Source organism: Streptomyces ambofaciens ATCC 23877, assembly GCF_001267885.1.
Lineage (GTDB): Bacteria > Actinomycetota > Actinomycetes > Streptomycetales > Streptomycetaceae > Streptomyces > Streptomyces ambofaciens.
The window spans coordinates 8,063,656-8,076,865 of record NZ_CP012382.1 but is presented as its reverse complement, the minus strand read 5'-3'; the positions used below and the strand labels follow the sequence as shown (position 1 = coordinate 8,076,865).

15 protein-coding genes and 2 pseudogenes are annotated in these 13,210 nt (G+C 69.6%); 8 read left to right on the top strand and 9 right to left on the bottom strand.

The annotated features are described in order from the left end of the window. The first annotated feature begins 70 nt into the window (after positions 1–70). On the top strand, positions 71–451 hold the full coding sequence (locus SAM23877_RS35095) for a winged helix-turn-helix transcriptional regulator (protein ID WP_053141912.1): 381 nt from the start codon (positions 71–73) through the stop codon (positions 449–451). Between the two features lie 39 nt (positions 452–490). Here the strand turns inward: SAM23877_RS35095 and SAM23877_RS35090 are convergent. Both SAM23877_RS35090 and SAM23877_RS35085 read right to left on the bottom strand, forming a co-directional pair. Further along, positions 491–764: pseudogene (locus SAM23877_RS35090) on the bottom strand (transposase); the annotation flags it as partial. A gap of 145 nt (positions 765–909) precedes the next feature. After that, on the bottom strand, positions 910–1,890 hold the full coding sequence (locus tag SAM23877_RS35085) for a zinc-binding dehydrogenase (RefSeq protein WP_053141908.1): 981 nt from the start codon (positions 1,888–1,890) through the stop codon (positions 910–912). Between the two features lie 529 nt (positions 1,891–2,419). On the opposite strand from SAM23877_RS35085, the gene SAM23877_RS35080 reads away from it, so the two are divergent. Further along, positions 2,420–3,226, top strand: coding sequence for an IS5 family transposase (locus SAM23877_RS35080; protein WP_107408701.1), 807 nt, complete (start codon positions 2,420–2,422; stop codon positions 3,224–3,226). On the opposite strand, the gene SAM23877_RS35075 is transcribed toward SAM23877_RS35080, so the two are convergent. Further along, positions 3,144–3,683, bottom strand: coding sequence for a hypothetical protein (locus SAM23877_RS35075; protein WP_053141906.1), 540 nt, complete (start codon positions 3,681–3,683; stop codon positions 3,144–3,146). The two genes, SAM23877_RS35080 and SAM23877_RS35075, sit on opposite strands and share 83 nt — an antisense overlap. Positions 3,684–4,002: 319 nt before the next feature. Here SAM23877_RS35075 and SAM23877_RS35070 point away from each other — a divergent pair, with 319 nt between their 5' ends. Then, positions 4,003–5,172, top strand: coding sequence for a hypothetical protein (locus SAM23877_RS35070; protein WP_053143186.1), 1,170 nt, complete (start codon positions 4,003–4,005; stop codon positions 5,170–5,172). A 175-nt stretch (positions 5,173–5,347) separates the two neighbouring features. On the opposite strand, the gene SAM23877_RS35065 is transcribed toward SAM23877_RS35070, so the two are convergent. Next, positions 5,348–6,220 carry a LysR family transcriptional regulator gene (locus SAM23877_RS35065; RefSeq protein WP_053141904.1) on the bottom strand — a complete coding sequence of 291 codons (873 nt, stop codon included), beginning with the start codon at positions 6,218–6,220 and terminating at the stop codon, positions 5,348–5,350. Between the two features lie 60 nt (positions 6,221–6,280). Here SAM23877_RS35065 and SAM23877_RS35060 point away from each other — a divergent pair, with 60 nt between their 5' ends. After that, entirely contained in the window at positions 6,281–6,646 is a 366-nt protein-coding gene (locus SAM23877_RS35060; protein WP_053141902.1) for a DoxX family protein, read from the top strand. A 422-nt stretch (positions 6,647–7,068) separates the two neighbouring features. Then, positions 7,069–7,698, top strand: a complete 630-nt coding sequence (locus tag SAM23877_RS35055) for a Tn3 family transposase (protein ID WP_107408703.1) — start codon at positions 7,069–7,071, stop codon at positions 7,696–7,698. A 238-nt stretch (positions 7,699–7,936) separates the two neighbouring features. On the opposite strand, the gene SAM23877_RS35050 is transcribed toward SAM23877_RS35055, so the two are convergent. Then, on the bottom strand, positions 7,937–9,133 hold the full coding sequence (locus SAM23877_RS35050) for a macrolide family glycosyltransferase (protein ID WP_218922756.1): 1,197 nt from the start codon (positions 9,131–9,133) through the stop codon (positions 7,937–7,939). 58 nt (positions 9,134–9,191) lie between these two features. Further along, positions 9,192–9,845: a CatB-related O-acetyltransferase gene (locus SAM23877_RS35045; RefSeq protein WP_053141900.1), complete on the bottom strand. Its 654-nt coding sequence runs from the start codon at positions 9,843–9,845 to the stop codon at positions 9,192–9,194. 99 nt (positions 9,846–9,944) lie between these two features. On the opposite strand from SAM23877_RS35045, the gene SAM23877_RS35040 reads away from it, so the two are divergent. Then, positions 9,945–10,571: a TetR/AcrR family transcriptional regulator gene (locus tag SAM23877_RS35040; RefSeq protein WP_053141898.1), complete on the top strand. Its 627-nt coding sequence runs from the start codon at positions 9,945–9,947 to the stop codon at positions 10,569–10,571. A 45-nt stretch (positions 10,572–10,616) separates the two neighbouring features. Here SAM23877_RS35040 and SAM23877_RS40625 read toward each other — a convergent pair whose 3' ends face one another. Continuing rightward, positions 10,617–11,057 (bottom strand): hypothetical protein, encoded by a 441-nt coding sequence (locus tag SAM23877_RS40625; RefSeq protein WP_053141895.1) that lies wholly within the window; start codon positions 11,055–11,057, stop codon positions 10,617–10,619. A 47-nt stretch (positions 11,058–11,104) separates the two neighbouring features. Here SAM23877_RS40625 and SAM23877_RS35030 point away from each other — a divergent pair, with 47 nt between their 5' ends. Continuing rightward, the gene (locus SAM23877_RS35030; RefSeq protein ID WP_053141894.1) at positions 11,105–11,344 is read left to right on the top strand and encodes a hypothetical protein; all 240 of its coding nucleotides are present in this window, start codon (positions 11,105–11,107) and stop codon (positions 11,342–11,344) included. Next, on the top strand, positions 11,344–11,727 hold the full coding sequence (locus tag SAM23877_RS35025; RefSeq protein ID WP_053141891.1) for a toxin Doc: 384 nt from the start codon (positions 11,344–11,346) through the stop codon (positions 11,725–11,727). The genes SAM23877_RS35030 and SAM23877_RS35025 overlap by 1 nt, the downstream gene beginning before the upstream one ends. A 138-nt stretch (positions 11,728–11,865) precedes the next feature. Here the strand turns inward: SAM23877_RS35025 and SAM23877_RS38600 are convergent. Together SAM23877_RS38600 and SAM23877_RS41605 are read right to left on the bottom strand one after the other, a co-directional pair. After that, positions 11,866–12,106: pseudogene (locus SAM23877_RS38600) on the bottom strand (ADP-ribosylglycohydrolase family protein); the annotation flags it as partial. Positions 12,107–12,761: 655 nt separating this feature from the next. Beyond that, positions 12,762–13,028: a hypothetical protein gene (locus SAM23877_RS41605; protein WP_244903045.1), complete on the bottom strand. Its 267-nt coding sequence runs from the start codon at positions 13,026–13,028 to the stop codon at positions 12,762–12,764. Between the last annotated feature and the right edge of the window lie 182 nt (positions 13,029–13,210).

The following is a 13,210-nucleotide window of genomic DNA, read 5'->3' as shown; positions in this document are numbered from 1 at the left end:
CGTTCCCTCTCCCTGCCTGGTTCCACCGTTCACAGCGACGCTAGCGGGCGGTTCGGGCACCATTTGGTACGTGACGACCGACGCCTTCCTCGCCGACTGCCGCGCCCGCCTCGCCTTCGACCTGCTCTCCAACACCTGGAACGCCGTGGTGCTCTGGGCGCTGCGCGACGGCCCCAGGCGCCCGGTCGACCTACGGGAGCGGATCGGGGGCATCAGCTCCAAGGTCCTCACCGAGACTCTGCGGCGGCTGCAGTTCAACGGACTGGTCGACCGGCAGGCACACCCCGACGCACCGTCACGGGTCGAGTACCAACTCACCGCTCTGGGCCGGACCTTGCTGGCGCCCATCGACGCCGTCGGCGCCTGGGCCTTCGAGTACGGCGATGACGTTATGGCAGCCCAGGAAGCGGCATGCACTCCCGCCCCGCAGTCCCCTCCTCCTACTCGCTGAACCGGTCAACAGCGTGAGCGCAGATGTCGCCAGCAGATGGAGGAGGACCTCGTGCAGTCGAGGCCACACGCCAGCCTCGGCCCCCCTCGGCCAGACGGCGCCAGCGCGTCATCCCGGAGCCGAAGCCAAGCTCCTGCGGCAGATACTCCCAGGAGATCCCGGTGTGCAGGACGAACAGGATGCCCTGGAACACCAGCCGGTCCGGATGCCGCTTGCGTCCCGGGTGTCGGGTCCGACGCTCGACCTTGGGCAACAGCGGCTCGATCACCGCCCGCGACTCGTCGTCGACCTTCCACGGCTTCGGCCGAGCCACCCCGACCCCCGGATCATCAGTCCCGGAACGATCCAACCTCCTCGAAGATCATTTCGTTGGGAGTTCTAAGAGAAACGAAGTCTTGTCGACGTTGTACTCAAGCGCACGTATGCACTGCTTCGGCCAGACCACCGCCGGCCGTATCTCACTCGTGTGCGTCGGGGACAAGGATGACCTTGCCTGTTGTCGCCCTCGCCTCCAGAGCGGCGTGTGCCTCAGCGGCCTGCGACAGGGGAAACGCCTGGAAGGCCGGCACCAGGTTCCCGTCGGCGGCTGCCGTGAGCGCGCGGGCCTCGTCTGCGGCCGCGTCCTGGCCCTCCAGCAGGATGGCCAGTGCGTCGGTGAAGTGCACCCCGCGCTCCTTCAGTTCCGCCTCATCGGGACGGAACTCCTCCCGCGAAGCCGCGCCGATGGTGATGTAGCGCCCGCCCTGGGCCAGCAGCCCGAAGGCGGCCCGTCCCTTGTCGCCCTCGACGCCGTCCAGAACGACCGTGACGCCGCGCCCGCCCAGGGCGTCGCGGACGGCACCCGCCCAGTCCGGCAGGTTGTAGTCGACAGCGACGTCCGCTCCCAACTCTCGCACGGCCGCTGTCTTGGCCGGTCCGCCCGCCGCTCCGATGACCGTGGCCCCGAGACGGCCGGCGAACTGGACAACCAGACGGCCAATGCCACCGGCCGCGGAGGTGACCAGGACCACGTCGTCCGAGGTGAGCTCTGCGATGTCGAGCAGGCCCATGGTCGTGGCCCCGGTGACCACCATGGTCACGGCGGCTTCGTGCCGTAGTCCGGCCGGAATCCGATGAAGGGACGACACGTCGGCTACGGCGAGTTCGGCGTAGCCGCCGGGCCTGCCGTGCGCGGTCACCACGTCGGCGCCGATCCAGGCATCGTCCACTGCCGGCCCGACCGCCTCGACGACACCGGCGACCTCTGCCCCGAAGATCGCCGGAAGCACGGGGAGTGGCGGACCGATCTCCAGCCCTTCCCGCATGGCCGTCTCGATCTGGTGGACCCCCGCGGCCTTCACCAAGAGGCGAACCTCGCCCGGGCCCGGCACGGGATCGGGCACAGTCTCATAACGGAGGTTCGCAGCGGGTCCGAACTCGTGCAGCACAACGGCACGCATAACCGTTCCTTTGGGTAGGCCTGCAGAAGGCACCCACTCTGCGACCTCTACTCCACTCGAGGTCAAGCACATCGCCAGGACACCGTGCGGAGCGGGCGGCGGAGCAGCTGGCTGAGGTCGACAATGGCTGTGCGCCCGCGAAGGCACTGACAGGCGCAGAAAAGGATCTTGCTGACTTCTTGGACCTGGCCACCGGCTGGGCCACGGGACACCTGCCGGATCACTCGGAGCGCGTCGGCGATGCGCTTGCCCGCGCCCTGACTGCCTGTTCTCTATCCGCTCGTGCGGTCGGGCAGGTTCGAACGGGGTCCTGGTTCGGGTGAGTTGTCCGGGGCGGGTGCATGAAGGAAGGGCCTCTTGGTAGCTCGCGGATGTCGAGTCCAGCGAGAAGCAAGAGGCCCTGTTGTCGAAGTGTCGCGTGGTCGTGGTCGCCGAGTCCAGTTCGTCCACTCGTGGGTGTGACTGCCTCGCCCACAGGTTCGGGAACGCAGTCGACCGGCCGCAGCGCCGGCCCCGATACGGCTCGGACATGAGCGATGCCGAGTGGGCCGTGGTGAGGGACCTTCTTCCGGTGCCGGGCTGGCTTTCGGGCCGCGGCGGGCGTCCGGAGGGCTACTGCCACCGGCAGATGATCGACGCAGTGCGCTACCTCGTCGACAACGGCATCAAGTGGCGGGCAATGCCCGCGGACTTCCCGCCCTGGCCGCGCGTCTACGCCTTCTTTGCCCGCTGGCGGGACACGGGACTGGTCACCGAGCTGCACGACCGGTTGCGGGAAGCCGTCCGCGCCGGCGAAGGCCGCAGCGCCGAGCCGAGCGCGGGGATCGTGGACTCGCAGTCGGTGAAAGCGGACGCCACCGTCACCTTCGGCTCACGGGGCTTCGACGCGGGCAAGAAAATCAACGGTCGCAAGCGGCACCTGCTCACCGACACGCTCGGACTTCTCCTGACTGTGCTGGTCACACCGGCGTCCGTGACCGATCGGGACGGCGCCCGGTCCCTTCTGCCAGCGGCGGCCGGCCGCTTCCGGCGGCTGGCCCGGGTCTGGGCCGATGGCGGCTACACCGGCCACCTCACCGACTGGACCAGCCAGCACTTCGGCCTCGTCCTCGACATCGTCCGCCGCAGTGAAGATGTTCGAGGCTTCCAGGCCCTTCCCCGCCGCTGGGTCGTCGAACGGTCCTTTGCGTGGTTTCTGCGCAGCCGCCGCCTGGTCAGGGACTACGAACGCCGCCCCGACACGAGCGAAGCCGTCATCCGCTGGTCGATGATCGCCCTGATGAGCCGCCGCCTGGCCGCACGATCTCGTCGGCCTGCAGTGCTGACGGCAGGGTGAACCTCCCGGGCTTCGTCTCCACCAGCCAGCCCCGTTCCACCAGCCTCTTCAGCCGTGCTCTCGCACCCTCGACACGTGAGGCCGAGGCACTGTCCCAGCCAAGCACCACGGCCGCCCGCCGGGCACCCAGCCCGTCGTTCCCGGCCTCGGCCGCGGCTGCCATCACCGCCTGGTAGTCCACCGACAGGTCTTCGACCCCGGCCGCGTCCTGTCGATGTGGCACCGCACGGCGCGGGCCCACCGGCGTCCTCGGCGACGGGCCAACGACTGTCTCGGCCGGCTGTTCCTCCTCGGCGAGCGCTTCCAGATACTGCTCGAGGCCGATCGTCCGAAGCTTGAGAACCTCCTCGGCATCCGCCAAGTCTGCCCGCACCCGCTTCAGTTCGGCTTCGAGCTCATCCACCCGCACGGCAGCGGCCTTCCGCCGCGTTTCCAGGACCGCCCGCATCGACGGCATCCGCCACCCCCACCGACTCGATCAGCAACGAGTCGAGACTCCCGCCACAGCCGCAATCTCATGCCTGACCAGCGGAATCCGCACACGGCATTCGGAAAGAGAACGGCCTCTGACACTGCCACCGCGAAACTGAGTGCGCACTTGGCCAGCCGGGCCAACTACGCCACCCAGTCACACTTGAGCGGGCTGGTTGGCCCCCTGTGAGCGGTGGATGGCCCGCTGCGGTAGAGCACTGGTGCTGCCCCGTGAGCTTCCGAGAGGGAGCGTTGTCGGTGGGTGCTGGCAGGGTGCTGGTATGACGGACAACGAGAGTGCCCGCATGAGGCGGATTCTGAGCGGGTTGCCGGCAGTGACTCAAGCACTGCTGTGGGAGACGGACTGGGCTTCTCACCGGCACGCCTACGGCTCCGGCGAGGACATACCCGTCTCCCTGTGCTCCCTTCTGGACGAGGATGCCGAGGTGCGGTCCGGGGCGTTGGCCACGTTGGACATGGGCGTGCTGCATCAGGGCTCTCTGTACACGGTCACCGCGCCCGCGGCGCTGTTCGTCGCCGCGATCCTCGACCACCCCATGGGCCTCGCCGAGCACGAGGGACACTTCCCGTGGGACGACGGGCCGCCACGCACCCTGCGGGCCGCCCTGCTCGGCTGGCTGGGGCAAGTGGCCGAGTCGGCCGCCTATGGGGAGGACCCGGCGCGGGACCGAGCCAACTGGGAGTGGCAGCCCTGGCACGAGGTCACCCGAGGCCAGCGGGACCCCGACGAGCTCGCCGCACTGCAAGCGTGCCGGAACATCCGGCCCGCCCTGTACGACGCCGTCGAGCCGTTCCTTTCCTCCTCCGACCCCCACATCTGTGAGACCGCGCTCAGCGCCGCGGTGCCACTCCTCTGCGCCCCGGCCCTGGCCGACCGGATACCGCGCGCCGCCGCGCTGCTGCGGGCCCGGCTGGGCGCCATGACGGGCCGGCGTGAGCGAGCCGCCGTGGCGCGGGCGCTGAGTCTGTGGGGGATGGACACCTCCGACCTGCTCGCCGACCCCGACCCGGCCGTGCGGGTCTGTGCCGCGCTCGGTCCCGTCCGAGTCGATCGGCGCCGCGCTCTCGCCGTGCTCCTCGACGCGCTGCGGGACCCCCGCACGACGGACGGGTGGTTCCCCGAGCCGCTGTACGGGGTCGTCGGGTGGTTCCGGTTCACGGTACTGCGTTCCGCGCTCGACCTGGCCGCATCGTTCGAGGAGGTGGCACCGGTGGCCATCGCCATGGTGGCCGCGGGCCACAGGTCCATCGTCGACCACGAACGCGGGCCTATCCTGTTCAGAGCCTTCTCCGGTGGCTACGACCCGACCCGCTCGCTCACCCCCGCCCAACGCGCACTGCTGCGGGCGTTCATAGAAACCGACGAGGCGACGGGCAGCATCCGCGGGAACTGGCTGTGGTTCCGCGCGGCTGGACTGCCAGAGAACCCGGAGGGCATCGCTGCGTTGCTGTGACGCGGCTCGCCCCCGCACCCAGGACCACTGACGTTCCCCGCCTGAAGGTGAGCATCGAGGTTGTCCACCCAGGCCGTCTACGGTGCTCGGTCACAGCCGCAGCGCGCAAGTCCGCAGTGACGTCCTCCAGCGTCGACGAGAGACGGTGGCGTCGGCGGACCGCCATGCCGTGATCTCAGGCCGTCGCGGTGATGGCCTGGAGCAGCTCATTCAGCACCGCCTCGTGCATCCGCCGCCGACGCCGGGCCAGTCCCACCCGGCTCGGTGAGACCCCGCGGACCGCACGGAACACCACGTCCGGGTGAGAGTAGAAACGGGCCACCGACGCCGGGGCCAGCGCCACGCAGCCGCCGGCCACCGCTCCGAGCCACTCGTCGGGACGGCTGGTGACGGCGCCGACCCGGATGGGGTGCTCGTCGCGCTCCTTCGCCGCCAGCCAGTGTTCCCTCCAGGCTCCGGTCTCGGCTCCGGCCGCGACGAACGGCTCGTCCCACAGCTCGCGGAACTCCACCGTCTCGCTGTTCGCCAGCGGATGCCGAGCTTGCAGCAGTACTCCACGTTCCTCAGCGAACAACTCCCGCACTGCGAAGCCTTCCTGACCCGGAAACGGCAAACGCACCACTGCGGCATCCACCTCCCCACGGGCCAGACCGGCGCTCGGGTCCGACCAGTCGAACTGCCGCAGTTCCACCCGCCACTCCGGCTGTGCGCGGCGGAACTCGGCGATCCCCTCGTGGACGGTCCCCACCGCGCCCGCGTCCAGGAAGCCCAGGCGCAGCACACGCGCCGCCCGGCCGGTCGCCTGCACCGCCTCCTCCCATCCGTCCAGCAGTGCGGGCACCCGCGAGGCGAGTTCATGGCCGGCCTCGGTCACCGCCATCCCCGACCGCGAACGCACGAAGAGCCGCACCCCGAGATCGTCCTCCAGGCGCCGGATCTGCTTGGTCAGCGCCGGTTGCGAGACGAACAGCCTCTTCGCGGCTCCCGTCAGGCTGCCCTCCTCCACCACTGCGGCGAAGTACCGAAGCAAGCGCGTGTCCACATCCATGCGGCGAGGTTATAGAAGCAGGTATTGGACGGTGCCAAGATGCCTGCGAATCCTGGACGCATGACCGGTACCCACCTCGCGCTCCTCGTCGTCACCCTGCTCACCGCCGCCGTCAACGTCGGTATCGCCGCCGCCGACCTCACCGGGGCGCGCTTCGTGCTCGCCAACTCGGCGCAGGTGGGTGTCCCCCGGTCCTGGCTCCCCCGGCTGGCCACCCTCAAGCTGGCTGGTGCGGCGGGCCTCCTCCTCAGCCTCTTCAACGCCGCACTGCGTCCCCTGGGCGTCGCCGCGGCCTGCGGTCTCGTCCTGCTCTACCTGGGTGCGCTCACCTTCCACCTGCGCGCTCGCGTGCTCTACAACCTCGCGTTTCCCGGCTTCTACCTCGCCACCGCGGTCGCCTCGCTGGCCCTGGCCGTGGCCTCCTGATGGCGACACCACTCAATATCCGACGAGAACATGCAACCTGCGCCGCGACAGGACGGTCCACCCCTGGATTGCTGCGTGACCAGCACTATGCCGTGCCGACCGCCTGCCGACTGGTGCTGTACGTGACCGATGGTGAGGTCGTCTACGGTGCCGTATGCGAGACACCGGAAGCCGTCGCGTCTAAGGACGGCTATCCGCGGTTTGACGCGGCCGTCGCGGGAGAATCTCATGAGCGCAGCAGCCGCAGATGAACGCAGGGACGAATGACCGGTCCTCTCCGGCCCGAGGGGGAATCCCGAACAGCAAGCGGCGCCTTCGCGAGCGGATCCGCCGGCTGAACGAACTACGGGCCACCGACGCGGAGGAGCTCGCCCAGCTCAAAGCAGACGTCGAGGCACTGGTCGGCGCTCGACTTCAAGCTCATGCCCAGGCTGAAGAACATCGGCTCCGCGAAGCTGTATCGGCCGGCGGCCGGTGAGAACGGGAACTGGCCGAACCTCGCGCCGGTGCTGTCCACCAAGACGATCAACTGGGATCTGATCCGCCAGCAGTACGACCAGATCGTGAAGCACACCACCACCCTGCGCCTGGGCACCGCGGAGGCCGAGCAGGTCCTGCGCCGCTTCACCCTCGGCGGGCCGAAGCACCCCACCTATCAGGTGATCGAGGCACTCGGGCGGGCGGTGCGCACCTCGTTCGTCTGCGACTACCTCGCCCACGTCCAGCTGCGGCAGGAGATCCATGAGGGCTTGCAGGTCGTGGAGAACTGGAACAGTGCGAACAAAGACCTCTTCTACGGCAAGGACGGCGACCTGGCCTGGCAGGACAAGGAGTCCCAGGCCGTGTCCATGCTCGCCCTCCATCGGCTCCAGTCCGCCCTCGTCAACGTCAACACGCTGCTGATGCAGCAGGTCCTCGCCGACCCGAAGTGGGCCGACATGCTCACCGATGCGGACCGGCGGGCGCTGTCGCCGCTGTTCTGGACGCGTGTGAACCCGTATGGCAGGTTCGAGCTGGACATGAACAGCCGCCTCGACCTGGGCCTGGGTTGACCCCAGCAGCGACGGTGCCCCGCCCTCGTGCTTCCGAGGGCCAGGGCGCCACGGCATCCACCTGACCAGAGCCGGGCTCACGGTGGAGGCATGACCGGGCGGGTGCGCCGCTGCGCGTACATCTTCCGAATCCACTCCGCCTCCCCGCCCTTTGCGGTGATCTTCCCCGTGCCTGTAACTGCAGGTGCAGCTCCTCGGATAAGGACGGCGCCAACCGGGGGAAGGGAAGCGGCCGTGCTCAGAGCGCAGGGCCCTCGGCGGCGGTCAGGATGTTCTCGATGAGGTCAGCAGCGCGCGGGGTGCCGCCCTCGGCCCGGGCGGCGGCCTGCAACTGCTTGGACCGGTCAGCGCGTTCCGGATCCGTGACCAGGTCGTTCAGCGCCGCGCGAAGAATCTCGGCGGTGGCGTCAGCAGTGTCCACACGGCGGGCGACGCCGAGTTCGACGAGCCGGTCGGCGTTCATGAACTGCTCGGCTCCCTGCGGCACGGCGATCATGGGAACGCCGGCGAGGAGCCCTTCGCCGCAGCCGCCCATGCCGGCGTGAGTGACGAAGGCGTCCGTCTGTTCCAAGACCGCCCGCTGTGGGACCCAGGAGTGCACTTCGACGTTGGGCGGGATGGTGCCGAGTTCTCCGGGGTCGGTGTACTTGCCGATCTGGAGTACCACGTGCCAGCCGGGCAGGTCGCCGAAGGCCGCGATGCACTGGCGGTAGAACGCGGGCTGGCGCGTGTACGCCGAGCCGAGCGAGATCAGCAGCACGTTGTCCGCGGTCGCCGGGCGGGTCCAGCCGTCCGTGTCCGCTCGGGTGTCGAAGCAGGGGCCGACGAAGGTCACCGTGTCGGTGTCGACTCGATCGGCGTGCGGCTGCATCGCTCTCGGGATCAAGGCGAGGGCCCGGGCGGGTGGGCCTGAGAACGTGTCCACCTCCGTGGTGGTCGCACCGCAGTCGGCGAGCCACCGTGCGAACCTGTCCCGGTACGCGTCGGCGCCGGGCAGCTTCCGCAGATGTGCCGCGACTTCCTCCTGGTAGCCGTCCCAGCCGACGAATGTCGGGGACACCTGCACGAGGGGACGGCCCTGGGCTTCGGCTAGGGCACGCGCGGCATAGGCGCCGATGTCGTAGAGGTACAGGTCGGCCGGATCGTCGTCGTAGGCGGCGCGCAGTTGCGGGAGCGCTTGGACGGCGTCGTCGAGGAAGAGGCTCGCCGCGGCGATGGGATCGGCAGGCCAGGCGTTGTCCGCGACGGGCAACGTGGAGGTGCAGGGCACCAGCTCCGCGCCGGCCGCTTCGATCCGGTCGGCCACGAACGGATCGTTGGCGTAGGTGACCCGGTGCCCGCGGGCCACCAGCTCACGGATGAGCGCCAGGCTGGGCAGGACATGGCTGACGATGGGGACGCCGACCATCGCGATATGGGCGCGGAGACGGGACATGGGCGATCACTCGTTTCTGGCGCGGGACGGGAGCGGGCGGTGTGGTGAGGACGCGATGTCAGGGCTGGTCGATCTGCGCGGCGGCCTCCTCCAGGTCGGCGACGGTCCCGGACATGATCGTCCGCACGTGCCTGGTGATGTGCCGCACGGACCAGTCCCACCACGCCACGGCGAGGAGGCGTGCGGTGTCCGCGGCGTCGTAGCGGGTGCGGATGAGCCGGGCGGGGTTGCCGCCGACGATGCCGTAGTCGGGGACGTCGGCGGTCACCACGGCGCCGGCGGCGACGATCGCGCCGTGTCCGATGCGCACCCCGGGCATGACCGTGGCGCCGTGGCCGAACCACACGTCGTTGCCGACGACCGTGTCGCCCCGGCCGGGCAGGCCGGTGATCAGGTCGAAGTGCTCCGCCCAGGAGCCCCCCATGGTGGGGAACGGGAAGGTCGACGGGCCGTCCATGCGGTGGTTGGCGCCGTTCATGATGAACCGGGTGCCCGTCCCCAGCGCGCAGTACTTGCCGATGACGAGCCGCTCGGGACCGTAGTGGTAGAGCACGTTGCGCGTCTCGAACGCGGTCGGGTCGTCCGGATCGTCGTAGTAGGAGAAGTCACCGACCTCGATCAGCGGCGACTTCACCAGCGGCTTGAGCAGAACCACGCGCGGGTGCTCGGGCATCGGATGGAGCACGGTGGGGTCGGCGAGAACGGGCGGCATCGTGGATGCGGTTCCTCTCTAGTGAACCTAAGGCGACAACTGTCGCGTTAAGATGTTGGCACAGCCCTGCCACCTTGATCAACCGGATACTGATTGCCAATGACAGACCCACTGGACACGACGTCGGACCGCCGTCCGGGCGGTCGCACCGCCCGCGTCCGCGCCCAGGTCCTCGACGCGGTGCGCGCCGAACTCGCCGAAGGCGGTCACGAAGGACTCACCATGGAGGGGGTCGCGGCGCGGGCCGGAGTGCACCGCGCCACGGTCTACCGGCGGTGGCGCGATGTCGGCGGCCTGCTCGTCGACGTCATCGACGCCGCGGGCGAGATCGACTGGCGGCCGCCGGACACCGGTTCCCTGCGCGGCGATCTGACGGCCCTCAACCGGGAGATCCAGGAGTCCCTGGTCGCACAGCCGTCGTTCGCGCTCGCCTTGATGGCCGCCTCGTTCCACTCCGAACAGGCCGCACGGGCCCAGACGCGGCTGTGGGCGGACCGGTACGCCCAGTGCGAGATCCTCGTCGAGCGCGCGGCCGAGCGCGGCGAACTGCCCGCACGGCACACGGACGCGCGGAGCCTGCTGATCGCCGCCACCGCGCCCCTCTACCACCAGCTGGTACTCCTGCGCGCCGATCCCGACCCCCAACTCCCGGAACGGGCCGCCGAGGCGGCAGTCATAGCGGCTGGCGCGGGTGCCTTCTCCGTCCGCCGGGATGAAGGCGCGTGACCGAGGAGAAGGGAGCAAACAGCCGCGAGGTCAACTTTTGAGGGCTCACCTACAACGGCGGGCGGCCATGTCGCGCTCGGCGACGTACCGGGCGACCGCGTCAACACCGGGGCGGGCGTACCGCTCCAGGGAGCGGACAGAAGCGTGGCGGGAGCGGGCCAGCAGCATCGGGGTGGAGGTGCCGCCTTCCGCGCCGTGCGTGAGCCCGGAGTGCCGCAGCCGGTGCAGGGTCCAGCCGCCCAGGTCCATGATGTCCTCGGGTGAGGCGAGCGGGTCGGCCAGTAGTCGGGTGCTCTCCTCGCAGATCTCCTCGGCCCGGCGGTAGGAGAGCCGGGCCCGGCCGGTCTCCGGGCACACGTCGAGCGTCGGCGTACCGGCCGGGGCCTTGCGGTCGGTGAGGAACAGCGGGCCGCGGGTGCGGCGGGCGATACGCGAGCGGCGGCAGGTCCGCCCCCGGCCAGTCCTGGACCGGGCCGGGGGCGTCACCGCCTACTCTGCTTCCTCGGCAGGCACCAAGTAGGTACCATGCGGGTATGCCGTCACTGAATGTGTCCTTCACCGAAGAAGAGATGGAAGGCGTGCGTGCTGCTGCCGCCGCTGAGGGCAAGAGCCTCAAGCAGTACCTGCACGACCTGGGCGTGCGGGAGATGCACCGTAGGCGGTTCGTCGCAGGCGCTGCGTCTTGGGCGGACAGGCTGCGTGAGGAGTTCGACGCGGCGTTCCCGGAGGAGATTCCTCCCTCCGAGCGCGGCCGAGGAGCCACTGCCGCCTGATGAGCGAGAGCCTGTACGTAGATGTCTCCTGGCTCCTGGACGTTCAGGACATCGCCCTCGGCCACGACGACGTGTCCGTCACCGACTACTCCGCCCTTGTCGCGGCCGTCGCCCGCCACAAAACCCGCACACCGACGCTTGCCGAGTCCAACCCCGACGCGGCGTGGCGTGCTGCCGCGCTCCTGCACACCATCGTGCGGCTCGAACCGCTCCCCCACCGCAACAGCCTCTTCGCCGCCTTCGTCACCACCCAGTACCTCGACCAGTCCGGTGAAGGCATCGACCCACCGTACGGAGCGCTGTCCGACCTGATCAGAAAAGCCCGCGAGACCCGGCTCAAGATCTACGACATCGCGGACACCCTCCGCTCTTGGCGTATCTGAGGCCGCAGGCGAGCAAGCGGCGGCCCGCACCGCCTCGCCCGGCTCCTGCCCTACCGGAAGGCTGAAGGGGGCCGTCGGCCCGCTGGCGGTGTGCGTCGTACTCAACTGGGGCGCGGACGCCAGGGGAAGGACCCGGGCGATGTCCTTGGGGTCTGATACTGCCCAACGCTGGAAGCGGGCGAAGACATCCGGCAGATCCAGCCCGCCCTGCTCCAGCAGCGACTCCCAGGACGGCCATCTGCGTGTCGTCTGTCGCCTCACCGGAATCGCAGTCACCGCCTCCACACATCTCACCGCCGCCACCAGGCGCTGGAAACCGGGCCGAGGAGGCTTCCTGCGGATCGAACTCGAAGGGGCCACCCAGGGCGTCACCCACCACCTAGCCGACAACCGCGCCGGCAGCCCGCTGCATCCCCTTCATTCACGCAGGCCAACTGTGCCGTGCCGACGGACGCGCGGCCCAATTTCCTTACTTGGCTCCCCGAGCCATGGTCGACGAGCATGTCTCGTCTGCGGCGGTGCGCCGCCTGAGACACCTTGGGACTTGAGACACCCATGCAGGTCACACAATGCCGGCGGGTGTTCTGCGGGGTGGAGGTCTGGCCGAAGATCCGCTACTCAGCGGTGCCCGTGCCGCGGTCAGCGGTCTTGGCTGTGTGCACGTCGTACTTGCGCCGGCCTCATTCTGGTCCGCGGAGGCGTGTCCGTTGGTGTCCAGGTAGCTGCCGTCCTTGAACAGGTTGCGCAGGGTGACAGATCACCGCCCTCCACGGGCGTGACGGCGGCCCTGCCCTCGGCAGAGCCGACCTCCCACGTTCGGGTGCTCGGGCCTACGGTGGGGCTGTCGGCGGTCGAAACGTTCTGATCGAAGCGCAGGCGGACGACGGCAGATGCGGCAGAGGGCGGGGCACGACAGGGCGGGGCCGAAGCCGCAGGCCCGGTCGGCGGCGAGGTGGCCGGCTTTGCCGCCGAGGAGGCGTTGCGTGGTCTCGGGTGAGACGGCGGCGAGCAGGCCCACGATGTGAATGCCGTGGTCATGCAGTGCGCCGACCTGACGGGGCCGATACCGTTGAGGGCTTCGACCGGCGGCGAGGCGAGCCCTTCGTCACACGGCCAGGGGCAACGGTCAGGACCCCGCCCGGCGGGGCGACCTGAGCGGAGGCGGTGGCCGCGACGGTGATCGACGGACCAATACCAACCCGCACGTCGACCCCGAGGCGGGACAGGATGCGCACCCGCAGGATCTCGCCCAGCCGGTGCGTATCAGGCCCGAGGATGCGCAGCGCACCCTTCAGCTCCATCAGGGCCGCGGTCGGCGGCAGCGCCTGCACTACTGGGGAGAGGTCGGTTAGTAGCTCCAGAACCTACCGGTGGACCTCCTCCCGGACACGATCGGGGCAGCGCACATGCGTCGCCGTCGACACCCGGTTTGCCCGCGTGTCGGTGTCCGTCACTACCCTCACCTCCCCACCACATTATCGAA